Raw genomic sequence first — 23,295 nt, forward strand, 5'->3', positions numbered from 1 at the left:
TTCGGTCAACGTAAAGAATGAAGCCAGGTTCTCGTTCTATATAAGAAGCAGAGCTGGATCAGACTTCGTCGGGGCTGCGCAGGTTGGTGACTGCGATTCGCTGTTCGCGGCGCTGTTCCTTTTGCGAAGGCATCTCGGCGCGATAAACGCCTTGATCACCCACGACCCAGGAAAGCGGACGACGCTCCTGTCCAATCGACTCTTGCAAGAGCATCAAGCCTTGCAGAAAAGCTTCGGGACGGGGCGGGCAGCCAGGCACGTAGACGTCCACGGGCAGGAACTTGTCCACCCCTTGAACGACGGAGTAGATGTCGTACATGCCACCGGAGTTGGCGCACGAACCCATGGAGATAACCCATTTAGGTTCGAGCATTTGCTCGTAGAGACGCTGAATGATCGGCGCCATCTTGATGAAGCAGGTACCGGCGATAACCATGAAATCCGCCTGACGCGGCGATGCCCGGATAACTTCGGCGCCAAAACGCGCGATGTCGTGGGGTGCCGTGAAGGCGGTGGTCATTTCCACGTAGCAGCACGACAGGCCGAAGTTATACGGCCACAGGGAGTTCTTGCGCCCCCAGTTGACGGTGCCGTTAAGGACGTCTTCGAGCTTGCCCATGAAAATGTTTTTGTGAACTTGATCTTCTAACGGATCGGAAACGGTTTCCCGCTCGCCAATCGGATACTGCTCGTTAGGAGCATCGGGGTCGATCCTGGTGAGATTGTATTGCATTGCCAAAGCCTCATTGTTTCAGCTTCGCCTGCCGCTTGCGACGAGCTTCCGGAGCCCAGTCAAGGGCGCCCACTCGGAACAGGTAGACAAGACCTGCCAACAGAATTGCTATGAAAACGAGAGCTTCGACGAATCCGGTCCAGCCGCTTTCGCGGACGGACACAGACCAGGCAAAGAGAAAAAGGGCTTCGATATCGAAGATCACGAAGAGCATCGCGACCAGATAGAATTTGGCTGAGAGCCGCAAGCGGGCGCCACCTGTAGGGAGCATGCCGGACTCGAACGGTTCGTTTTTGCTGCGGCCCCAGGCTTTTGACCCAAGGAGGCTGGAGACGCCCAGCATGAAGGCGCAGAGGCCGACAACGCCCAGAAGGAAAATGGCAAAGCCCCAGTTGTGGGCCATGAGTCCTGTCGCTTCGGGCATGCTGATAATCCTTAACAGAGAGCAAAGGTCTCTGAGCTTGAATAAAACAACGCAGTGACGATATGTCGCAGCAATCAATCCCGCTGATTTTATGGCACAACACGGTGCAAGTAAAATTCCTGTAGCGAAATTATTTAGCAGAATAATGACATACCGCCCCCCCGAAGCCGCGCAGGCCATGCGATGCGGGCATTAGCCGGGTTTTCATCAATTAAGTTTTGTTGTAGATGTAACGGATATAGTTCTCGCTGAATGATAATCACTACTGTTTGAGCGAGTTTTGTAACTTTTTATCGGGTGCGTAAGTGGGAAGTTGTCTTATATAGCGGTTATTGCAAGTAGCACGAGAGGTCGATTGGCCGCGCATTCACTCGTAGCAGCTGCCGAAGGCTGCGTTCGAGGACTAAGTCCTCGCAAGACCAGTCTGCGCATCGTGCCTGATGCGCAGTTACGGATTTACGACTGCTTCGCAGTCGGACGCAGCCTTCGGCAGCTGCTACAAAGGAGTTGTGTTGTGGGTAAATCGCGGGCAAAAAAACGCCCCGGACCAGTCGGGGCGTCAGTAGTGCGACGTTGCGGTTAGCTTTCTATTCGGTCCGCAGCGGCCGTTTGCTCAAGCGAATCAGATCAGTGGAACTGTTCTTCTTCAGTCGAACCGGTCAGCGCGGTGACCGAAGACGAGCCACCCTGGATCACGGTGGTCATGTCGTCGAAGTAGCCGGTGCCGACTTCCTGCTGGTGAGCCACGAAGGTGTAACCCTTGGAGGCGTCAGCGAACTCCTGCTCTTGCAGTTTCACGTAGGCAGTCATGTCGTTGCGGGCGTAGTCGTGCGCCAGGTTGAACATGCTGTGCCACATGTTGTGAATGCCGGCCAGGGTGATGAACTGGTGCTTGTAACCCATGGCGGACAGTTCGCGCTGGAACTTGGCGATGGTCGCGTCGTCCAGGTTTTTCTTCCAGTTGAAGGAAGGCGAGCAGTTGTACGAGAGCAGTTGGTCCGGGTATTCCTTTTTGATCGCTTCCGCGAAACGACGGGCTTCGTCCAGATCCGGCTTGGCGGTTTCGCACCAGATCAGGTCAGCGTACGGTGCGTAAGCCAAGCCGCGAGCGATGGCCTGATCGAGACCGGCGCGCACTTTGTAGAAGCCTTCCTGAGTACGTTCGCCAGTCACGAACGGCTGGTCGTACGGGTCGCAATCGGACGTCAGCAAGTCAGCGGCGTTAGCGTCGGTACGCGCCAGAATGATGGTCGGCGTGCCGGCAACGTCTGCAGCCAGGCGAGCAGCGGTCAGCTTCTGCACAGCTTCCTGGGTTGGAACCAGCACCTTGCCACCCATGTGGCCGCATTTCTTCACGGAAGCCAGTTGGTCTTCGAAGTGAACGCCGGCGGCGCCTGCTTCGATCATGCTTTTCATCAGTTCGTAAGCGTTGAGAACGCCACCGAAACCGGCTTCAGCGTCAGCCACGATCGGTGCGAAGTAGTCGATGTAACCTTCGTCGCCCGGGCCTTTGCCGGCTTTCCACTGGATCTGGTCAGCACGACGGAACGAGTTGTTGATGCGCTTGACCACGGTTGGAACCGAGTCCACCGGGTACAGCGACTGGTCCGGGTACATCGATTCAGCGGAGTTGTTGTCCGCAGCCACTTGCCAGCCCGACAGGTAGATGGCCTGGATACCGGCTTTGACTTGCTGTACAGCCTGGCCGCCAGTCAGGGCGCCCATGCAGTTGACGAAATCTTTCTCGGGACGGAAGGACGGCTTGGCACCTTGGGTGACCAGGTTCCAGAGCTTCTCTGCGCCCATTTTTGCAAAGGTGTGCTCAGGTTGGACCGAGCCACGCAGACGGACGACGTCGGCAGCGGAGTAAGCGCGTGTCACGCCTTTCCAGCGCGGGTTTTCAGCCCAGTCTTTTTCGAGGGCTGCAATTTGCTGTTCGCGTGTCAGTGCCATGGGGAAAAACCTCGTCGCGTCTTGTATGGAAAGTTGTTCTGCGGTGGAAGCTATGCGCTCGCTGACCAGAAGCTTAGGCGGTCAAGTCGGATTTGGCAGGGGTGGCGACGGGATGAACGATGGGCTCGAGGGGAAGTGAGCAGGTAAGGGCGAACTGGCGAGCGCATTCGGGCGTCGTGGGCCTTGGTGCAAACATCAGCGTGGAGCCTGGTTACCTAATTACGCTTCCGTCCCTCGGGACAACTTCGTTCCAGTCGGCAACCTCGTCAAACACACCTTGTGGGCGGTACAGACACGAAACGGCTCACGGGGTAGGTGCGAGCATCGCTTCGAAGGCCCTTGCCAGGGCCCCTGATTAGCGGGAGCGAGGCCATCATGCCTTTGCTTTTTTGGCTCGTCAAACGTTTTGTAGTGCTTTTTTTCAGGCACTACATCTTTGGTCTAATACGACTAATCAGTCAGTTTTCGGTGGTTTAGTCCAAGGTGTCGACTTTGACCCGCAACGTCATGTCGTCCCGGCCTTGAGTCGAGTAGCTGCGGGTCACGCCCTGTTTGTCGGCCTGGTTCTGGCGGTTTACACCGGCCAGCATGATCCATTCGCCGAGACGTCCGGTGACGGTTGTGTCGGTGCTTTGCACGTTCACTACATCAGGACGTTCCTGGCTCATGCGGTCACGATTGGTGCTGATGGACAGGTGAACGATGTCTCCGGTGACGCTGGCGGTCACATAGAAACCCTGGGTGACGTTTCGGTATTCGGTCTGGCTTTGCAGATCGCCATAGGAATCGGTGCGGCTGCTGGTGAGCGGCACGCTCTGGCCGACCTGGATCAGCGCCGGCGCACCTTCGCTGGCCTGGATTTGCTGAATGCCGCCGTCACGGCTGCTGGTGCTGCGATTGATGATTCGGGTCTGGCTCGGTCTGGCACCGTTCACCGAGTAGCCTTGATCGCCCTGAACGTTGTTCTCATTGGTGTCGACGGTGATCAACAAGCGCTTTGGTGCGGTATCGAGCTGGGCGACAAGGGCTTTGAGTTCGTCGATCTTGCGCTGATCGGCGTTGACGATCAGCTGGTTGCCGTAGGCGCTGACCTGACCGTCCTTGCCAATGAAATCCTGCGCCATCGGCAGCATGTCGGCGCTGGTGTGATAGTTCAGCGGCACGATTTCGGTGGCAGCCATGACCGGAAAGCTGCAGGTCAGCAGCAAGGTAGTGAGCAGGGTGCGTAGGGACATGTCCGTTATCTCCAACAAATAAATTAGCCCGTAGGAGCTGCCGAAGGCTGCGATCTTTGATCTTGCCCTTCGATTGATATTGCCAGTTTGTCGGCCCGGCGTGGGGCAAGTTGAATCCCGGACAGCAAAACGCCCCGGCATCGGTGGATGGCAGGGCGTTTGGTGGTGTTGTTCCGGGCCTCATCGCGAGCAGGCTCACTCCCACAGGATTGATGGTGTTGCTGCAATCTCCAATTCACCATCAATCCCACAGGATTGATGGTGTTGCTGCAATCTCCAATTCACCATCAATCACTGTGGGAGTGAGCCTGCTCGCGATGGCCGCGACTCGGTCTCAGCCGGAATGCCGCACCATGTCCACATGCGGAATCCCTGCTTCCAGAAACTCCTCACTGACCAGGCTGAAGCCCAGGCGCTCATAGAAGGCCGTGGCCTGCACTTGTGCGCTGAGCATCTGCTGCTTCAAGCCGCGCTTCTCGGCTTCACCGATCACTGCCTGCATCAGCGCATCGCCAACCTTCAAACCGCGCCAGTCTTTCAGCACCGACACCCGACCGATGTGACCATCGGCCAGCAACCGAGCGGTGCCAATCGGGAAGTCGCCTTCGAAGGCCAGAAAATGCACCGCTGTCGCGTCGTCTGCATCCCATTCCAGTTCAGGTGGAACGGATTGCTCGGCGATGAACACCGTCTCACGAATGCGCCGGATCTCGGCGTTGTCCTTTTGCCAGTCTGCGACACGTACGTGAATTTTATTCATCAGCAAACCCCAGGCTTCCTTGCTTGATCAGTTCACACAGCAGGCCGCGACCGTCTTCATAGTTCAGCCAATCGCCAAGGTTGTCGATGTGCAGCGCATCTGCGGCGCAAATCATCTTCAGCAGCTCGCGCAGTTTGCCCGGCAGGTAACGGCTCTGGCCGCTGGCGAACAGCAGCAAGTCGTCATCGACTTCGGACCAGGCCAGGCGCGCACTCGGGTTGCGAATCAGCACCGCGCCTTGCTCAAGGCTGGCGAGCAGGTCTTCTTCTTCGATTTCTTCCGGGCCGACCACCAGTTCCGGGTAGCGCGGCTCGGTCATGAACTGGCCGAACCAGGTCAGCAACAAACGCTCGTCGCTCATGTGTTCGGACAGCAGGCTCTTCAAGCGATCAAGGGCATCGTGCTGGATCTGGTGCGGGTCGACGGCAGGCAGCGCATCGGCGTCGGTGTAACGCTCTTCGTCAGTCAGGAACTGGCTGAGGAAGTCGGTGAAGTGGGTCAGTACTTCAGCGGCGCTCGGCGCACGGAAACCCACCGAGTACGTCATGCAGTCATCGATCGCTACGCCGCAATGAGCCAGGCGCGGTGGCAGGTAAAGCATGTCGCCCGGTTCCAGAACCCATTCATCGGTGGCCTGGAAATCGGCAAGAATGCGCAAGTCGGCATGTTCCAGCAGCGGGCTCTCGGAATCGCACATCTGGCCGATTTTCCAGTTGCGCTTGCCGTGGCCCTGCAGCAGGAACACATCGTAGTTGTCGAAGTGCGGACCCACGCTGCCACCGGGAGCGGCGAAGCTGATCATCACGTCGTCGATGCGCCAGCTCGGCAGAAAGCGAAACTGCTCGAGCATCTCGCTGACTTCTGGCACGAACTGGTCGACGGCTTGTACCAACAGGGTCCACTCGGTTTCCGGCAATTTGCTGAATTCGTCTTCAGCGAACGGGCCGCGGCGCAATTCCCAGGGGCGCTCGCCGTGCTCGATCACCAGGCGCGATTCAACTTCTTCTTCCAGCGCCAGGCCGGCCAGTTCGTCGGCATCGATCGGGCTTTCGAAATCAGGGATTGCCTGGCGGATCAGCAGCGGTTTTTTCTGCCAGTAGTCGCGCAGGAACTCGCGCGCCGTGATGCCACCCAGAAGTTGAAGAGGAATATCAGGATTCATGTGTAACCTATTGAAAAAAAGTATTTTTCAGACGGGAATAAAAACGCCCGGCGCAGCCGGGCGTCTCAAACGGGTACAGCGGTCGATCAGATTCGTTTGGCTTGTGCCACAGCGTTGCCGATGTAGTTGGCCGGGGTCAGCAATTTCAGCTCGGCCTTGGCCGCGGCTGGCATGTCCAGACCGTCGATGAAAGTTTGCAGCGCTTCAGGGCTGATGCCCTTGCCACGGGTCAATTCTTTCAGCTTTTCGTACGGGTTTTCGATGTTGTAGCGACGCATGACCGTCTGGATCGGCTCGGCCAGTACTTCCCAGCACGCATCCAGGTCAGCGGCGATCTTCTGCGCGTTGAGCTCCAGTTTGCTGATGCCTTTGAGGCTGGCTTCGTAGGCAATCACGCTGTGCGCGAAACCGACACCGAGGTTGCGCAACACGGTGGAGTCGGTCAGGTCACGCTGCCAGCGCGAGATCGGCAGCTTGCTCGCGAGGTGCTGGAACAGCGCGTTGGCGATGCCCAGGTTGCCTTCGGAGTTTTCGAAGTCGATCGGGTTGACCTTGTGCGGCATGGTCGACGAACCGATTTCGCCAGCGATAGTGCGCTGCTTGAAATAACCCAGGGAAATGTAGCCCCAGATGTCCCGGTCGAAGTCGATCAGGATGGTGTTGAAGCGCGCGATTGCGTCGAACAGCTCGGCGATGTAGTCGTGCGGTTCGATCTGCGTGGTGTACGGGTTGAAGCCCAGGCCCAACTCGTCTTCGATGAAGGCGCGGGCGTTTTCTTCCCAGTCGATTTCCGGATAGGCCGACAGGTGTGCATTGTAGTTGCCGACAGCGCCGTTGATCTTGCCCAGCAGAGGGACGGCAGCGACCTGAGCGATCTGACGCTCCAGGCGGTAAACCACGTTCGCCAGCTCTTTGCCCAGGGTGGTCGGCGACGCCGGCTGACCGTGGGTGCGCGACAGCATCGGCACGTCGGCGAAACGGATGGCCAGCTCGCGGATGGCCTCAGCGGTCTGGCGCATCAGCGGCAGCATCACATCATCACGGCCTTCGCGCAGCATCAACGCGTGGGACAGGTTATTGATGTCCTCGCTGGTGCAGGCAAAGTGGATGAATTCGCTGACAGCGGCCAGTTCCGGCAGCTTGGCCGCCTGCTCTTTGAGCAGGTATTCGATCGCTTTGACGTCGTGGTTGGTGGTGCGCTCGATCTCTTTGACGCGCTCGGCGTGATCCAGAGAGAAGTTTTCCGCCAGGGTGTTCAGCACAGCGTTGGCTCCGGCGGAAAACGCCGGCACTTCGCTGATGGCAGAGTGAGCGGCCAGGCGCTGGAGCCAGCGCACTTCAACCAGAACGCGAGCACGGATCAGGCCGTACTCGCTGAAAATTGGGCGCAGGGCCTGGGTTTTGCCGGCGTAGCGGCCGTCAACAGGGGAAACCGCAGTGAGCGAAGAAAGCTGCATGGGGTGTTCTCGGACAGTCGGGCAACGAAATGGGGCGCGTATCATACATGAAAAAATTCGCCGGTCCGTTGCCAACTGACCAGCGTCTTACGCGTTACAGACTACAAAGGGTGGCTCAGCCGTTGCGCATCAGCGGGTACAGCTCTTTGAGCAATTTGCGACGGCTGATCACCAATTGCCAGCGATGACCACCCAGCTGCCGCCACAGGCGCGCCGAACGAATACCGGCGAGCAGCAAGGCGCGGATCTTGGAAGCATTGCTCGGTTGCTGCAGGTTGCGCATGTCACCGTGCACCTGAATTCGCTGGCGCAGGGTGCTCAGGGTGTCCTGATACAGCGCGCCGCAGGCCGCGATGACGTTTTCGTGCGCCGTACCGAAGTGCTCGACCTGAGACTGGATCTGCGGCAGCCGTTTGCCGATCTCGTCCAGCATGTCGTCGCGCTTGGCCAATTGCCGTTCGAGGCCGAGCATCGCCAAGGCGTAACGCAACGGTTCGCGCTGCAAGGTGCTCGGATCACGCTCGAGGGCGCCGATCAGGGCGCGATAACCCTCGCGCAGATTGAGGTCGTCGCCGCCGTAAACTTCCAGCGTGTCTTTGGGGTCGCGGATCAGCAGGCTGCCGAGCATGCAGGTCAGACCGGCTTCGGTGGTCTGCCCGGTCTTGGCGATCTTGTCGACGAGCACGGCGGCGAGAAACACGCCACCCAGCGCCGTCAGTTGCTCCTGAGTCGGATTCATTGAGCTTGGCTCTGGGAAGGCTGGCTGCTGGTCCACGGCTCGGCCACTTCGATCACGCCGCCGCCGAGGCAGATTTCACCGTCGTAGAACACCACGGACTGACCGGGTGTGACTGCGCGCTGCGGGTCATCAAAGGTAGCGCGGTAACCGCTGGCGGTTTTTTCCAGCGTGCAGGGCTGGTCGCTCTGGCGGTAACGCACTTTGGCGGTCAGCTGACGGGGCTCGCTCAGATCGATCGGGTTGACCCAATAGATGTCCGAAGCGAGCAGGGCGCGGGAGAACAGGTACGGGTGATCGTTGCCTTGGCCGACGATCAGTTCGTTGTGTTCCAGATCCTTGATCAGCACGTACCACGGCTCGTCACCGGCGTCTTTCAAGCCGCCGATGCCCAAACCCTGACGCTGGCCGATGGTGTGATACATCAAGCCGTGGTGACGGCCGATCACTTCACCTTCGGTGGTCTTGATCTCGCCGGGCTGGGCCGGCAGGTATTGCTTGAGGAAATCGCTGAAGCGGCGTTCGCCGATAAAGCAGATGCCGGTGGAGTCCTTTTTCTTCGCGGTGGCGAGGTCGTGTTTCTCGGCGATCGCGCGCACTTCGGGTTTTTCCAGCTCGCCGACCGGGAACAGCGTCTTGGCGATCTGTTCGCCGCCGACGGCGTGCAGAAAATAGCTCTGATCCTTGTTCGGATCCAGGCCCTTGAGCAGTTCGGTACGGCCATCAATATCGCGACGGCGCACGTAGTGACCGGTGGCGATCAGGTCGGCGCCAAGCACCATCGCGTAGTCGAGGAACGCCTTGAACTTGATCTCGCGATTGCAGAGGATATCCGGGTTTGGCGTGCGACCGGCCTTGTATTCGGCCAGGAAGTGCTCGAACACGTTGTCCCAGTACTCGGCGGCGAAGTTGGCGGTGTGCAGCTTGATACCGATCTTGTCGCACACGGCCTGAGCGTCCGCCAGGTCGTCCATCGCGGTGCAGTATTCCGTTCCATCGTCTTCTTCCCAGTTCTTCATGAACAGGCCTTCCACTTCGTAACCCTGCTCGATCAGCAGGAGAGCGGAAACGGAAGAGTCCACGCCGCCGGACATACCGACAATGACGCGCTTCTTTTGTGTGTCAGAAGGGGCTGGATCACGCATAGGGATTCAACGAGTGTCTTGAAAAAGGACGCGATTCTAGCAGGCCCAAGGCCACAAGGCTAAAGAGAAGGGCGGATCAATTCGAGGCCGAAGTGTTTGCCGTCCAGATAATCATCGATGCAGCGGATGATCAGCTCACTGCGCCAATTGCCCCGCTGTTCGATTAATTCCTCCCGCGTCAGCCACTTGGCGCCGACGATGCCGTCGTCAAGCTGATAGTCGGGATGATGCCTGATTGGCTTGGCGGTGAAACAAATCCGCTGATAGGTCACGCCGTTGCTCGGTGCGGTGTAAAGGTAAATGCCCACGACGCTGGTGGGTTCGACGTCCCAGCCGGTTTCTTCGAGGGTCTCGCGGACGACGGCGTCGATCAGGGTTTCATCAGGGTCGAGGTGGCCTGCGGGCTGATTGAGCACAACGCGCCCGCCTTTATGTTCTTCGACCATGAGGAAGCGGCCGTTGTCTTCGACGATAGTGGCGACGGTGATGTGGGGTTTCCAGTCCATAAAAAATCCTCGATTTCAAATGCGCAAAAAATTTCAATGCAGGAACCGGCCCTTGTGGGAGCGAGCCTGCTCGCGAAAGCGCTGGGTCAGACGAACCGGTGTTGAATGATATATCGCTTTCGCGAGCAGGCTCGCTCCCACAGGGAGGGTTTTGCCAGTTAGGTTGGGTAGAAGGCAGAAACAAAAACCCCGGCACTGGGCCGGGGCTTCTTTGCATCCTTACAACCTTACACCAGCGCAGCAATCGCCGCGTTGAAGGTGTTGCTCGGGCGCATGGCCTTGCTGATCAGCTCGGCATTGGCGTGGTAGTAACCGCCGATGTCTACTGGCTTGCCCTGAACGGCATTGAGCTCGGCAACGATGGTCGCCTCGTTCTCGGTCAGAGTCTTGGCCAGATCGCCGAACTGCGCTTGCAGTGCCGCGTCTTCGGTCTGGGCGGCCAAGGCCTGAGCCCAGTACAGCGCCAGGTAGAAGTGGCTGCCGCGGTTGTCGATATTGCCGACTTTGCGCGATGGCGACTTGTTGTTGTCGAGGAACTGGCCAGTGGCCTGATCCAGGGTCTTGGCCAGCACCAGCGCTTTCGGGTTGTTGTACGTCACACCCAGATGCTCAAGGGATGCGGCGAGGGCGAGGAACTCACCCAGCGAATCCCAGCGCAGGAAGTTTTCTTCCAGCAGTTGCTGAACGTGCTTCGGTGCCGAACCACCAGCGCCGGTTTCGAACAGACCACCGCCATTCATCAGCGGTACGATCGACAGCATCTTGGCGCTGGTGCCCAGTTCCATGATCGGGAACAGGTCAGTCAGGTAGTCGCGCAGCACGTTGCCGGTCACCGAGATGGTGTCCTTGCCGTCGCGAGTGCGCTTCAACGTGAACTTCATCGCGTCGACCGGCGCCATGATCTGGATATCCAGACCGGCAGTGTCGTGATCCTTCAGGTAAGCCTGAACTTTCTCGATCACTACGCCATCGTGAGCGCGCATCGGGTCGAGCCAGAAAATCGCCGGCGTGCTGCTCGCGCGAGCGCGGTTCACGGCCAGTTTGACCCAGTCCTGAATCGGCGCGTCTTTGGTCTGGCACATGCGGAAGATGTCGCCGGCTTCAACCGATTGCTCCAGCAGCAGGGTGCCTTTGCTGTCGGTGACGCGGACAACGCCGTTGGTCTTGATCTGGAACGTCTTGTCGTGCGAGCCGTACTCTTCGGCTTTTTTCGCCATCAGGCCAACGTTTGGCACGCTGCCCATGGTGGTCGGATCGAAGGCGCCGTTGACCTTGCAGTCTTCGATTACTGCCTGGTAGATGGTGGCGTAGCTGCGATCCGGGATCACCGCCTTGGTGTCGTGCAACTGGCCGTCGGTGCCCCACATCTTGCCGGAGTCACGGATCATCGCCGGCATCGAGGCGTCGACAATGACGTCGCTCGGCACGTGCAGGTTGGTGATGCCTTTGTCGGAGTTGACCATCGCCAGCGACGGACGCACAGCGTAGACGGCCTGGATGTCCGCTTCGATCTGCGCTTGCTGCTCGGCCGGCAGGGCTTTGATGCGAGCGTAGAGGTCGCCGATGCCGTTGTTCAGGTTGAAGCCGATCTGTGCCAGCACGTCTGCGTGCTTGGCCAGCGCGTCTTTATAGAACTCGGCAACGATCTGGCCGAACATGATCGGGTCGGAGACCTTCATCATGGTGGCTTTGAGGTGAACCGACAGCAGCACACCCTTGGCTTTGGCGTCTTCGATTTCCGAAGCAATAAACGTGCGCAGCGCGTTTTTTCTCATGACTGCGCAATCGAGGATCTCACCGGCTTGCACGGTGGTCTTTTCTTTCAGGACGGTGGTGGTGCCGTCTTGAGCGATCAGTTCGATTTTAACCGCGTCAGCCGCGTCGATCAGGGCCGCTTTCTCGCTGCCGTAGAAATCACCGGTGCTCATGTGCGCAACGTGCGACTTGGAGTCTTTGGCCCAGGCGCCCATTTTGTGCGGGTGCTTGCGCGCGTAATTCTTGACGGACAATGGCGCGCGGCGATCGGAGTTGCCTTCGCGCAGAACCGGATTCACGGCGCTGCCCTTGATCTTGTCGTAACGCGATTTGGCTTCTTTGTCAGCGTCGCTGGTCACGGTTTCCGGGTAGTCCGGCAGCGCGAAGCCCTGGGCTTGCAGCTCTTTGATCGCGGCTTGCAGTTGCGGAACCGAAGCACTGATGTTCGGCAGCTTGATGATGTTGGCTTCAGGCGTAACGGCCAGGTCGCCCAGTTCGGCGAGGTGGTCGGCTACGGCTTTGTCACCCAATTGCTCGGGGAAGCTGGCCAGGATGCGCCCTGCAAGAGAGATATCGCGGGTTTCCACGGCGATATCAGCCGAAGCGGTGAAGGCTTCTACGATAGGCAACAGTGAATAGGTGGCGAGGGCTGGGGCTTCGTCGGTGAAGGTATAGATGATCTTCGAGCGGGTGGGCATATTCGGATTAACTCTCTCTTCTTTGCTAAAGCGTGCGCAGAAACTCGAGGGGCGCCGGGTAAGCGCGTTCGTTCAAAGTCATCCATGAGCCGAATGTCGAGATTTGTGCGCGGTGATGTTGGGTGCATCAGTCGAGCGGCAAGCGGGTGGACTGCGATAACAGTCCTGCTTTTCAGGCTGGAAGTCTCGTCGTAGAGAGGTCGGCCGTCGTGACTCTGTGGTCAGCGGGCGGCATTATACATAGGTAGCTGGCAATCTGCCGATGGTTCATAGGTAACGATTCTCGTCCATTGGTCTAAAGGTCGCAGGGCAACAGGGCGCGTAGAGTCGTCGAACGTGCTTGAGTTTGGCGCTTTTCCCTTTGCTTTCAGGCTTGTACGTCGCGAACGGCGCAGCTTTGCGGCAGATGGGTGGAACATAGGGTTTGCGTGCTGATTCAACTGGGGTACGCTCGAACGAAGCCAGATGTTCAATCCAAACAATGGAGTTCAGCATGGGATACAAGAAGATTCAGGTTCCAGCCGTCGGCGACAAAATCACCGTCAACGCGGACCATTCTCTCAATGTTCCTAACAACCCGATCATCCCCTTCATCGAAGGTGATGGTATTGGTGTTGATATCAGCCCGGTCATGATCAAGGTTGTCGATGCTGCTGTTAAGAAGGCTTACGGCGGCGAGCGCAAAATTTCCTGGATGGAAGTCTACGCCGGGGAGAAAGCGACTCAGGTTTACGATCAGGACACCTGGCTACCTCAGGAAACCCTCGACGCAGTCAAGGATTACGTGGTTTCCATCAAAGGCCCGCTGACCACGCCGGTCGGTGGCGGCATCCGTTCGCTGAACGTGGCACTGCGTCAGCAGCTCGACCTTTATGTATGCCTGCGCCCGGTGCGCTGGTTCGAAGGCGTGCCTAGCCCGGTGAAAAAGCCAGGCGACGTCGACATGACGATCTTCCGCGAAAACTCGGAAGACATTTATGCCGGTATCGAGTGGAAGGCCGGCTCGCCGGAAGCAACCAAAGTCATCAAGTTCCTCAAAGAAGAAATGGGCGTCACCAAGATCCGTTTCGACGAAAACTGCGGTATCGGCGTCAAGCCGGTTTCCCTGGAAGGCACCAAGCGTCTGGCGCGCAAGGCCCTGCAGTATGTGGTCGACAATGACCGCGACTCGCTGACCATCGTGCACAAAGGCAACATCATGAAGTTCACCGAAGGTGCCTTCAAGGAATGGGCCTACGAAGTGGCGGCTGAAGAGTTCGGCGCGACGTTGCTCGACGGTGGTCCGTGGATGCAGTTCAAAAACCCTAGAACCGGCAAGAACGTTATCGTCAAGGATGCCATTGCCGACGCCATGCTCCAGCAGATCCTGCTCCGCCCGGCCGAATACGATGTGATCGCGACCCTGAACCTGAACGGCGATTACCTTTCCGACGCCTTGGCGGCAGAAGTGGGCGGTATCGGTATTGCGCCGGGTGCCAACCTGTCCGACACCGTGGCCATGTTCGAGGCCACCCACGGTACTGCGCCGAAATACGCCGGCAAGGACCAGGTCAACCCGGGTTCGCTGATCCTGTCTGCCGAGATGATGTTGCGTCACATGGGCTGGACTGAAGCAGCTGACCTGATCATCAAGGGCACCAACGGCGCGATTTCGGCCAAAACCGTGACCTATGACTTCGAACGTCTGATGGATGGCGCGAAGCTGGTGTCGTCTTCCGGTTTCGGTGATGCGCTGATCTCGCATATGTAAGCGAGCGCGCATAAAAAAACCGCCTTCGGGCGGTTTTTTTCGATCTGCTGTTGTCAGCCAGACACCGCCTCAGCGGGGTTGGCGATTGTTGTCTGCGGCTTGCTCGCCTGCTCGACGACAGCCGTTATGTTCACGGCATGCAACCCTTTGGGACCCTGGACGATTTCGAAATTGACCAGCTGCCCTGCCTTGAGGGTTTTGTAGCCGTCCATTTGTATAGACGAATAATGCGCAAAGAAATCAATGGTACAACCATCCTCGTAGCGGCCTTCGGCGGCATCAGCGTTGATGAACCCGAACCCCTTGGCGTTGTTGAACCATTTGACCTTACCGACTGACATGCTCATATCCCTCTGCAACAGACTCCATCACTGGAGTATCATCCAGTACATCCGCAGTCGAACCTGTGAAATAAGTTTGACTCCGCGGACCTTTTTTACCCACTGTGGGCTCTATTGGTTGTAACACCGTTTTGCTGATAGTCAAGGTGACCAGGCAGTCGGAGTTGAAATCGTTCAAAGCCGTCCCCACTACTGTATTCGCACAACTGACGAACCTTTCTTTCCATGCATGCAATCAGCCAGATTCGACTAACATTCAATCAGGATCGCCCGACTCTCCAAAAAGATCGCCCGGAGGAACACGACGACGATTCCGCAGGCATTGCTGTTCAGGAGGCCAAGCCTGCTTTACAGGCGCCGCCGATGTACAAGGTGGTTTTGTTCAATGATGACTACACACCGATGGATTTCGTCGTCGAAGTGCTCGAGGTGTTTTTTAACCTGAATCGTGAGCTGGCGACCAAGGTCATGCTGGCCGTCCATACAGAAGGACGGGCAGTATGTGGAGTGTTTACCCGCGACATCGCCGAGACCAAGGCCATGCAGGTCAACCAGTACGCCAGGGAAAGCCAGCATCCGCTACTCTGTGAAATCGAGAAGGACGGTTAATCGCCGACCACTTGGGTATGAGGTGAAGCTATGTTAAACCGCGAGCTCGAAGTCACCCTCAATCTTGCCTTCAAAGAGGCACGTTCGAAGCGTCATGAATTCATGACCGTCGAGCACCTCTTGCTGGCCCTATTGGATAATGAGGCTGCCGCCACCGTATTGCGTGCGTGCGGCGCCAACCTCGACAAACTCAAGCATGATCTGCAAGAGTTCATCGACTCTACTACGCCGTTGATCCCCCTTCATGACGAGGATCGCGAGACCCAGCCAACCCTGGGCTTCCAGCGCGTTTTGCAGCGTGCAGTGTTTCACGTGCAGAGCTCGGGCAAGCGTGAAGTAACCGGTGCCAATGTGCTGGTTGCAATCTTCAGTGAGCAAGAGAGTCAGGCGGTGTTCCTGCTGAAACAGCAGAGCGTTGCGCGCATCGATGTCGTCAACTACATCGCTCACGGCATTTCGAAAGTGCCGGGGCATGGCGATCACTCTGAAGGTGAACAAGATATGCAGGACGACGAGGGCGGTGAGTCTTCTTCTTCAGGCAATCCTCTGGATGCTTATGCCAGCAACCTCAATGAACTCGCACGCCAGGGTCGAATCGATCCATTGGTTGGCCGTGAGCTGGAGGTAGAGCGTGTCGCGCAGATCCTCGCGCGCCGTCGCAAAAACAATCCGTTGCTGGTCGGCGAGGCAGGCGTGGGCAAAACCGCGATCGCCGAAGGCCTGGCCAAGCGCATTGTCGACAATCAGGTGCCGGACCTGCTGGCCAACAGCGTGGTGTATTCGCTGGATCTTGGCGCATTGCTGGCCGGGACCAAGTACCGCGGTGATTTCGAGAAGCGCTTCAAGGCGTTGCTCAATGAGTTGAAAAAACGTCCACAGGCGATCCTGTTCATCGACGAGATCCACACCATCATCGGTGCGGGTGCTGCGTCTGGTGGCGTGATGGATGCTTCGAATCTGCTCAAGCCGCTGCTGTCCTCGGGCGATATTCGCTGCATCGGTTCGACTACGTTCCAAGAGTTTCGCGGGATCTTCGAGAAGGATCGGGCGTTGGCCCGGCGCTTCCAGAAGGTTGACGTATCGGAACCGTCGGTGGAAGACACCATCGGTATCCTGCGCGGGCTGAAGGGGCGTTTCGAAGCGCACCACAGCATCGAATACAGTGATGAAGCATTACGTGCCGCTGCTGAACTCGCTTCGCGTTATATCAATGACCGGCACATGCCGGACAAGGCTATCGACGTGATCGACGAGGCGGGCGCCTATCAGCGTCTGCAGCCGGTCGAGAAGCGTGTGAAGCGCATTGAAGTGCCGCAGGTCGAGGACATCGTTGCGAAAATCGCGCGGATTCCGCCTAAGCACGTCAATACCTCGGATAGAGAGCTGCTGCGTAACCTTGAGCGTGACCTGAAGCTGACCGTATTTGGCCAGGATGCTGCGATCGACTCGTTGTCGACCGCGATCAAGCTGTCCCGTGCCGGTCTCAAGTCGCCTGACAAGCCAGTCGGTTCGTTCCTGTTCGCAGGGCCGACCGGCGTCGGTAAAACCGAAGCGGCGCGTCAGCTGGCCAAAGCGCTGGGGATCGAGCTGGTTCGCTTTGACATGTCCGAGTACATGGAGCGCCACACCGTATCGCGTCTGATCGGTGCGCCTCCGGGGTATGTCGGCTTCGATCAGGGCGGCCTGTTGACCGAAGCCATCACCAAGCAGCCTCACTGCGTGTTGTTGCTCGATGAAATCGAGAAGGCGCACCCTGAAGTCTTCAACCTGCTTCTGCAGGTGATGGACCACGGCACGCTCACCGATAACAACGGGCGCAAGGCAGATTTCCGTAACGTAATCGTCATCATGACGACCAACGCCGGTGCCGAGACTGCGGCGCGCGCTTCGATCGGTTTCACCCATCAGGACCACTCGTCTGATGCGATGGAAGTGATTAAGAAGAGCTTCACGCCGGAATTCCGCAACCGTCTGGACACCATTATCCAGTTTGGTCGCCTCAGTCATGAGGTTATCAAGAGCGTGGTGGACAAGTTCCTCACCGAGCTTCAGGCGCAGCTGGAAGACAAGCGCGTATTGCTGGAAGTGACCGATGCTGCGCGCAGTTGGCTGGCGGCGGGAGGTTATGATGCGGCAATGGGTGCTCGACCAATGGCTCGTCTGATTCAGGAAAAGATCAAGCGTCCGCTGGCGGAAGAAATTCTGTTTGGCGAACTGGCCGAGCATGGCGGTGTGGTTCACATCGACATCAAGGACGGTGAGTTGACGTTTGACTTCGAGACGACGGCTGAGATGGCCTGACGTTTACCGCAACAATGCAAAAGGCGCCGCAAGGCGCCTTTTTGCTGTCTATCGAATCACCGCGATCCCTGTAGGAGTGAGCCTGCTCGCGATGGCCTCATGCCAGCCAATATTGGCGTCACTGACATACCGCCATCGCGAGCAGGCTCACTCCTACAAGGGGGCAATTAAATCGCAGGCAAACAAAAACGCCCGGCAGAACCGGGCGTCTTGTATTGACTTGATTAGCGAGCGCGGTAAGTGATACGCCCTTTGCTCAAGTCATAGGGCGTCAGCTCGACGCGCACTTTGTCGCCGGTAAGAATACGAATGTAGTTCTTGCGCATCTTGCCGGAAATATGCGCGGTTACGACGTGCCCATTTTCCAACTCCACACGAAACATGGTGTTGGGCAGGGTGTCGACGACAGTGCCTTCCATTTCGAAGCTGTCTTCTTTCGACATGCAGTAAAGCCCTCGGTGTCCAATGAATGGCCCGGTGCAACTGCGCCAGGCAAAAGCGGCGTGCATTGTGCCCGAAAAATGGGGTTTAAGCCAAGGGGTTCTAGTTCAGGATGACCCAACGCTGATTAATCAGCAGTTCAATGGGCCGATATTGCGTCTTGTAGCTCATCTTCTTGCAGTTCTTTATCCAGTAACCCAGGTAGACCGCTTCCAGTTGCAGTCGCTGAGCTTCGGCGATTTGCCAGAGGATCGCATAACGCCCCAGGCTGCGGCGTTCTTCGTCGGGCTCATAGAAGGTGTACACGGCCGACATGCCGTTGGGCAGCAAATCCGTCACCGCCACAGCCAGCAACCGGCCCTCAAGGCGAAACTCATAAAATCGCGAGAACGGCAAATCGCGCACCAGGAACGTCGAAAACTGATCGCGACTCGGCGGATACATATCGCCATCGGCGTGCCGCTGCTCGATATAGCGCTGGTAAAGATCGAAGTATTCTTCACTGAACTTCGGCTTGGCCGGACGCACTTGCAGATCGACGTTGCGCTTGAAAATGCGCTTTTGCTGACGATTGGGTGCGAACTGCGCCACGGGAATACGCGCAGGGACGCAGGCATTGCAGTTCTGGCAATGCGGCCGATAGAGATGATCGCCACTGCGCCGAAAACCCATTTCCGACAGATCCGCGTAGACATGCACATCCATGGGCTGGCTAGGGTCAAGGAACAGGGTCGTCGCCTGCTCTTCAGGCAGATAGCTGCAAGAGTGAGGCTGAGTGGCATAGAACTTCAACCGCGCCAACTCGGTCATGATCAACCCTCGGGATAAGCTTTTGTTAAGTGTAAGCCACGCACGCCAAAGTCGCTCAGCAAACCCAGCTGGCGCCGTTGGGCTGGTCGAGATGGCGGGCCAGATAGCCGGCAAATTCCCTGCGTGCAATCGCCCGGGCGCCAAGACTGTGCAGATGGTCTGTCGGCATCTGGCAATCGATCAGGACGAAACCCGAGTTTTTCAGATGACGCACCAGTGTGGCGAAGCCAAATTTTGAAGCATTGTCCGCGCGACTGAACATGGATTCGCCGAAAAACAGCTGCCCCATCGCCAAGCCGTAAAGTCCGCCGACCAGCAGTTCACCGTCCCAGACCTCGACCGAATGCGCATAACCACGCGCGTGCAATTGGAGGTAGGCGTCCTGCATGGCCTCCGTGATCCAGGTGCCGTCTGCATAGTCCCGGGGCGCGGCGCAGGCGCGGATGACCGCCGCGAAATCCTGATCGAAGGTCACCCGATAGCGTTGCTGGCGGAGCAATTTGTTGAGACTGCGCGAAACATGCAATTCGTCGGGAAACAGCACCGTGCGCGGATCGGGCGACCACCAGAGAATTGGCTGGCCCTCGGAAAACCATGGGAAGCAGCCGTGCCGGTAAGCCTGAATAAGACGATCAGCGCTGAGGTCGCCTCCCGCAGCGAGCAACCCGTTGGGATCGCGCATGGCTTTGTCCAGCGGCGGGAAACTCAGGGTATTGCGTTGTAACCAAGTCAGCATGGCATTCAGGCTTGCAGAAGGGGAGGGCGGGTGACGGGCCAGGGCCCGTCGTCAGTGTGCCGTCAAACGTACGGAATGTCCTTCAGGATAATCGCGACATAACAGGATGCAATCGCAACTTGGCCGCATCAACAAGGTCGTAAACGGGCTCGGCGGCAGAGTGCCAGAGGTGTCTTGCTGCAGCGGCCGCGCATCGCTTCGTCTATAACTTCACCTCATAAGCCTTTGTCACAAAAGAAAATGCGTGATCAAATTGAACCGCTGATTGAGGTTCATTGGACCGGGCGTACACGGCAGCCGAACCATGGCATCCGGCGAGCAAACCCGTACAATGCCGGCTTGTTACAGAATATTCAGTGCGCACTGTGTTTTTAAAAGTCTGAACGCAGTGTTAAAAGTATTCCGGGTTGCCCCGGTTCACTGTTCGCCTGCCTTGATTGGGCAGTTTTTCATAGTCATTCAACAGATGGACGCGCCGTTGGCGCAGGAATAGAAGCGTTTTGAAGAAATCCACCGCAGCACCTAAACCAGCCGTCGTGCCGCTCTGGCGCCAGCAACTGCACTACCGACTCAAGGAAGGTGCATTGATCGCCATTGGCGCCCTGTGCCTGTTCCTGATGATGGCCTTGTTGACCTACGGCAAGGACGATCCGGGCTGGAGCCATAACAGCAAGATCGACGACGTGCAGAATTTCGGCGGTCCCGCGGGTTCATACAGCGCCGACATCCTGTTTATGGTGCTGGGTTACTTCGCCTACATCTTCCCGTTGTTACTGGCGGTCAAGGCGTATCAGATCTTCCGCCAGCGGCATCAACCCTGGGAATGGAGCGGCTGGCTGTTTTCCTGGCGTCTGATCGGCCTGGTGTTTCTGGTCCTGTCCGGTGCTGCGCTGGCTCATATCCATTTTCATGCCGCGACGGGTTTGCCGGCCGGCGCAGGTGGTGCGCTGGGCGAAAGCCTGGGCGATCTGGCCCGCAACGCGCTCAATATCCAGGGCAGCACCTTGCTGCTCATTGCCCTGTTCCTGTTTGGCTTGACGGTGTTTACCGACCTGTCGTGGTTCAAGGTGATGGACGTCACCGGCAAGATCACCCTTGATCTGTTCGAACTGTTTCAGGGTGCGGCCAATCGCTGGTGGGCCGCGCGCGTCGAGCGCAAACAACTGGTCGCGCAACTGCGAGAAGTCGACGATCGCGTGCATGATGTGGTCGCGCCAACGGTGACCGACAAGCGCGAGCAAGCCAAAGTCAAAGAACGCCTGATCGAGCGCGAACAGGCGCTGAGCAAGCACATGTCGGACCGCGAAAAGCAGGTGCCGCCGGTGATCGCCCCCGCACCGCCGAAGCCGTCCGCACCGAGCAAACGTGTAGAAAAAGAGAAGCAGGCGCCTTTGTTTGTCGACAGCGCGGTCGAAGGCACCTTGCCACCGATCTCGATTCTCGATCCGGCGGAGAAGAAGCAGCTCAACTATTCCCCGGAATCGCTGGCCGCCGTTGGCCATCTGCTGGAAATCAAGCTCAAGGAATTCGGCGTCGAAGTCTCGGTGGATTCGATTCACCCAGGCCCGGTGATTACCCGCTACGAAATTCAGCCAGCTGCCGGGGTCAAGGTCAGCCGCATTTCCAACCTGGCCAAAGACCTTGCGCGTTCGCTGGCGGTGACCAGCGTGCGGGTGGTGGAAGTGATTCCGGGCAAGACCACTGTCGGTATCGAGATTCCCAACGAAGACCGACAGATCGTGCGCTTCTCCGAAGTGCTGTCGACCCCCGAGTACGACAACTTCAAATCCCCGGTTACGTTGGCCCTCGGCCACGACATCGGCGGCAAGCCGGTCATCACCGATCTGGCGAAAATGCCGCACTTGCTGGTGGCCGGTACGACCGGTTCCGGTAAGTCCGTGGGCGTGAACGCGATGATCCTGTCGATCCTGTTCAAGTCCGGGCCGGAAGACGCCAAACTGATCATGATCGACCCGAAAATGCTTGAATTGTCGATCTATGAAGGCATTCCGCATTTGCTTTGCCCGGTCGTAACCGACATGAAAGACGCGGCCAACGCATTGCGATGGAGCGTGGCGGAGATGGAGCGTCGCTACAAACTGATGGCGAAAATGGGCGTACGTAACCTTGCCGGTTTCAATGCCAAGATCAAGGAAGCCCAGGACGCCGGCGAACCGCTGACCGATCCTCTGTACAAACGCGAAAGCATTCACGACGAAGCGCCGCTGCTGACCAAGCTGCCGACCATCGTCGTGGTCGTCGACGAATTTGCCGACATGATGATGATCGTCGGCAAGAAGGTTGAAGAGCTGATCGCCCGTATTGCGCAGAAGGCGCGTGCGGCCGGTATTCACTTGATTCTCGCCACCCAGCGACCGTCGGTGGACGTGATCACCGGTCTGATCAAGGCGAACATTCCGACGCGTATGGCGTTCCAGGTGTCGAGCAAGATCGATTCGCGGACCATCATCGATCAGGGCGGCGCCGAGCAATTGCTGGGCCACGGTGACATGCTCTACATGCCGCCAGGCACCAGCCTGCCGATTCGGGTGCACGGCGCATTCGTCTCCGATGACGAAGTGCACCGTGTGGTGGAAGCCTGGAAGCTGCGCGGCGCACCGGAATACAACGATGACATCCTCGCCGGCGTCGAAGAAGCCGGCAGCGGTTTTGAAAATGGCGGCAGCGGCGGTGGTGACGACGATGCAGAAACCGACGCGCTCTACGACGAAGCCGTGCAGTTCGTGCTGGAAAGCCGTCGGGCGTCCATCTCGGCGGTGCAGCGCAAGCTCAAAATCGGCTACAACCGCGCCGCACGCATGATCGAAGCCATGGAAATGGCCGGCGTCGTGACCTCCATGAACACAAACGGCTCGCGTGAAGTCCTGGCTCCGGGCCCGGTTCGCGACTGATCTGAAATTGAAGGGGTGGCGCCCTGTGGCGCCACCCGCACTCCCACGAATGTTATGAGGACTCCCATGCGTCTTATCCGCATGCTGTTGCTGCCGGTACTGGCTTTGACCACGCTCTCGGCCCACGCCGATGACAAGGACGTGACGCGTCTGACCCAACTGCTGGAAAAATCCCAGACCCTGTCCGCACGCTTCTCGCAGCTGACCCTCGATGGCAGCGGCACTCAGTTGCAGGAAACCACCGGCGAAATGTCGCTGCAGCGCCCGGGCCTGTTTTACTGGCACACCGATGCGCCGGCCGAGCAGACCATGGTCTCCGACGGCAAGAAAGTGACGCTGTGGGATCCGGATCTCGAGCAAGCCACCATCAAGAACCTTGATCAGCGCCTGACCCAGACGCCTGCCCTGCTGCTGTCTGGCGACGTGTCGAAGATCAGCCAGAGTTTCGACATTAGTGCCAAGGAAGCCGGCGGCGTGATTGATTTCACCCTGAAGCCGAAGACCAAAGATACCCTGTTCGACAGCCTGCGCCTGTCGTTCCGCAATGGTCTGGTCAATGACATGCAGATGATCGACAGCGTCGGTCAGCGCACCAACATCCTGTTCACCGGGGTGAAGGCCAACGAACCGATTGCCGCGTCCAAATTCAAGTTCGACATCCCGAAGGGTGCGGACGTGATTCAGGAATAAAACACAAGTCGAAAAGCGGGCTTTTGTGGCGAGGGAGCTTGCTCCCGCTGGACTGCGCAGCAGTCCCTTTTTGTTCAGGTAGAAAAGAGCGGGCGTTTCGCACTGGGGCGCCAGCCCGGCCCAGCGGGAGCAAGCTCCCTC

The 23,295-nt window shown here is 58.0% G+C and carries 20 protein-coding genes; 5 read left to right on the forward strand and 15 right to left on the reverse strand.

All coding sequences use genetic code 11. The annotated features are described in order from the left end of the window. Positions 1-58: 58 nt before the first annotated feature. From DU29_RS0123760 to DU29_RS0123810, 11 genes are all read right to left on the reverse strand, one after another. Positions 59-733, reverse strand: a complete 675-nt coding sequence (locus DU29_RS0123760; protein WP_010458867.1) for a NuoB/complex I 20 kDa subunit family protein — start codon at positions 731-733, stop codon at positions 59-61. Between the two features lie 10 nt (positions 734-743). Then, the gene (locus tag DU29_RS0123765; RefSeq protein WP_003223812.1) at positions 744-1,157 is read right to left on the reverse strand and encodes an NADH-quinone oxidoreductase subunit A; all 414 of its coding nucleotides are present in this window, start codon (positions 1,155-1,157) and stop codon (positions 744-746) included. A 627-nt stretch (positions 1,158-1,784) separates the two neighbouring features. Continuing rightward, positions 1,785-3,110 carry an isocitrate lyase gene (aceA, locus tag DU29_RS0123770; protein ID WP_028623958.1) on the reverse strand — a complete coding sequence of 442 codons (1,326 nt, stop codon included), beginning with the start codon at positions 3,108-3,110 and terminating at the stop codon, positions 1,785-1,787. A gap of 473 nt (positions 3,111-3,583) precedes the next feature. Continuing rightward, positions 3,584-4,345, reverse strand: a complete 762-nt coding sequence (locus DU29_RS0123775) for a secretin N-terminal domain-containing protein (RefSeq protein ID WP_028623959.1) — start codon at positions 4,343-4,345, stop codon at positions 3,584-3,586. A 334-nt stretch (positions 4,346-4,679) separates the two neighbouring features. After that, positions 4,680-5,105 carry a GNAT family N-acetyltransferase gene (locus DU29_RS0123780; RefSeq protein WP_028623960.1) on the reverse strand — a complete coding sequence of 142 codons (426 nt, stop codon included), beginning with the start codon at positions 5,103-5,105 and terminating at the stop codon, positions 4,680-4,682. Continuing rightward, the gene (locus DU29_RS0123785; protein ID WP_028623961.1) at positions 5,098-6,267 is read right to left on the reverse strand and encodes a ribosomal protein uL16 3-hydroxylase; all 1,170 of its coding nucleotides are present in this window, start codon (positions 6,265-6,267) and stop codon (positions 5,098-5,100) included. The genes DU29_RS0123780 and DU29_RS0123785 overlap by 8 nt, the downstream gene beginning before the upstream one ends. Positions 6,268-6,353: 86 nt before the next feature. Next, positions 6,354-7,724, reverse strand: a complete 1,371-nt coding sequence (gene purB, locus DU29_RS0123790) for an adenylosuccinate lyase (protein ID WP_028623962.1) — start codon at positions 7,722-7,724, stop codon at positions 6,354-6,356. A gap of 115 nt (positions 7,725-7,839) precedes the next feature. Beyond that, complete coding sequence (gene hflD / locus DU29_RS0123795) at positions 7,840-8,463, reverse strand: high frequency lysogenization protein HflD (RefSeq protein ID WP_028623963.1); 624 nt, start codon at positions 8,461-8,463, stop codon at positions 7,840-7,842. Beyond that, positions 8,460-9,605, reverse strand: a complete 1,146-nt coding sequence (mnmA, locus tag DU29_RS0123800) for a tRNA 2-thiouridine(34) synthase MnmA (protein WP_028623964.1) — start codon at positions 9,603-9,605, stop codon at positions 8,460-8,462. The genes hflD and mnmA overlap by 4 nt, the downstream gene beginning before the upstream one ends. Positions 9,606-9,664: 59 nt before the next feature. After that, a complete protein-coding gene (locus DU29_RS0123805) occupies positions 9,665-10,111 on the reverse strand; it encodes an NUDIX hydrolase (RefSeq protein ID WP_028623965.1) in 447 nt (148 codons plus the stop codon). Positions 10,112-10,338: 227 nt separating this feature from the next. Next, complete coding sequence (locus tag DU29_RS0123810) at positions 10,339-12,564, reverse strand: NADP-dependent isocitrate dehydrogenase (protein ID WP_028623966.1); 2,226 nt, start codon at positions 12,562-12,564, stop codon at positions 10,339-10,341. Between the two features lie 493 nt (positions 12,565-13,057). Here DU29_RS0123810 and icd point away from each other — a divergent pair, with 493 nt between their 5' ends. Beyond that, complete coding sequence (icd, locus tag DU29_RS0123815) at positions 13,058-14,314, forward strand: NADP-dependent isocitrate dehydrogenase (RefSeq protein ID WP_028623967.1); 1,257 nt, start codon at positions 13,058-13,060, stop codon at positions 14,312-14,314. Between the two features lie 53 nt (positions 14,315-14,367). Here icd and DU29_RS0123820 read toward each other — a convergent pair whose 3' ends face one another. Next, complete coding sequence (locus DU29_RS0123820) at positions 14,368-14,655, reverse strand: cold shock domain-containing protein (RefSeq protein ID WP_028623968.1); 288 nt, start codon at positions 14,653-14,655, stop codon at positions 14,368-14,370. A gap of 225 nt (positions 14,656-14,880) precedes the next feature. Here DU29_RS0123820 and clpS point away from each other — a divergent pair, with 225 nt between their 5' ends. Both clpS and clpA read left to right on the forward strand, forming a co-directional pair. After that, positions 14,881-15,264, forward strand: a complete 384-nt coding sequence (gene clpS, locus DU29_RS0123825) for an ATP-dependent Clp protease adapter ClpS (protein ID WP_020799529.1) — start codon at positions 14,881-14,883, stop codon at positions 15,262-15,264. A gap of 30 nt (positions 15,265-15,294) precedes the next feature. Next, positions 15,295-17,565, forward strand: coding sequence for an ATP-dependent Clp protease ATP-binding subunit ClpA (gene clpA, locus DU29_RS0123830; RefSeq protein ID WP_028623969.1), 2,271 nt, complete (start codon positions 15,295-15,297; stop codon positions 17,563-17,565). Between the two features lie 224 nt (positions 17,566-17,789). Here clpA and infA read toward each other — a convergent pair whose 3' ends face one another. The 3 genes from infA to aat all read right to left on the reverse strand — a co-directional run bounded on the left by infA (position 17,790) and on the right by aat (position 19,552). Beyond that, positions 17,790-18,008 (reverse strand): translation initiation factor IF-1, encoded by a 219-nt coding sequence (gene infA / locus DU29_RS0123835; RefSeq protein WP_002553999.1) that lies wholly within the window; start codon positions 18,006-18,008, stop codon positions 17,790-17,792. Between the two features lie 100 nt (positions 18,009-18,108). Further along, positions 18,109-18,816, reverse strand: a complete 708-nt coding sequence (locus tag DU29_RS0123840) for an arginyltransferase (RefSeq protein WP_028623970.1) — start codon at positions 18,814-18,816, stop codon at positions 18,109-18,111. Positions 18,817-18,871: 55 nt separating this feature from the next. Beyond that, a complete protein-coding gene (gene aat, locus DU29_RS0123845; RefSeq protein ID WP_028623971.1) occupies positions 18,872-19,552 on the reverse strand; it encodes a leucyl/phenylalanyl-tRNA--protein transferase in 681 nt (226 codons plus the stop codon). 500 nt (positions 19,553-20,052) lie between these two features. On the opposite strand from aat, the gene DU29_RS0123850 reads away from it, so the two are divergent. Together DU29_RS0123850 and lolA are read left to right on the forward strand one after the other, a co-directional pair. Then, positions 20,053-22,464: a DNA translocase FtsK gene (locus tag DU29_RS0123850; RefSeq protein WP_028623972.1), complete on the forward strand. Its 2,412-nt coding sequence runs from the start codon at positions 20,053-20,055 to the stop codon at positions 22,462-22,464. 66 nt (positions 22,465-22,530) lie between these two features. Then, positions 22,531-23,154, forward strand: coding sequence for an outer membrane lipoprotein chaperone LolA (gene lolA, locus DU29_RS0123855; RefSeq protein WP_028623973.1), 624 nt, complete (start codon positions 22,531-22,533; stop codon positions 23,152-23,154). The last annotated feature ends 141 nt before the right edge of the window (positions 23,155-23,295 follow it).

Origin of the sequence: Pseudomonas sp. Ant30-3, assembly GCF_000690905.1 — a bacterium.
Taxonomy (GTDB): domain Bacteria; phylum Pseudomonadota; class Gammaproteobacteria; order Pseudomonadales; family Pseudomonadaceae; genus Aquipseudomonas.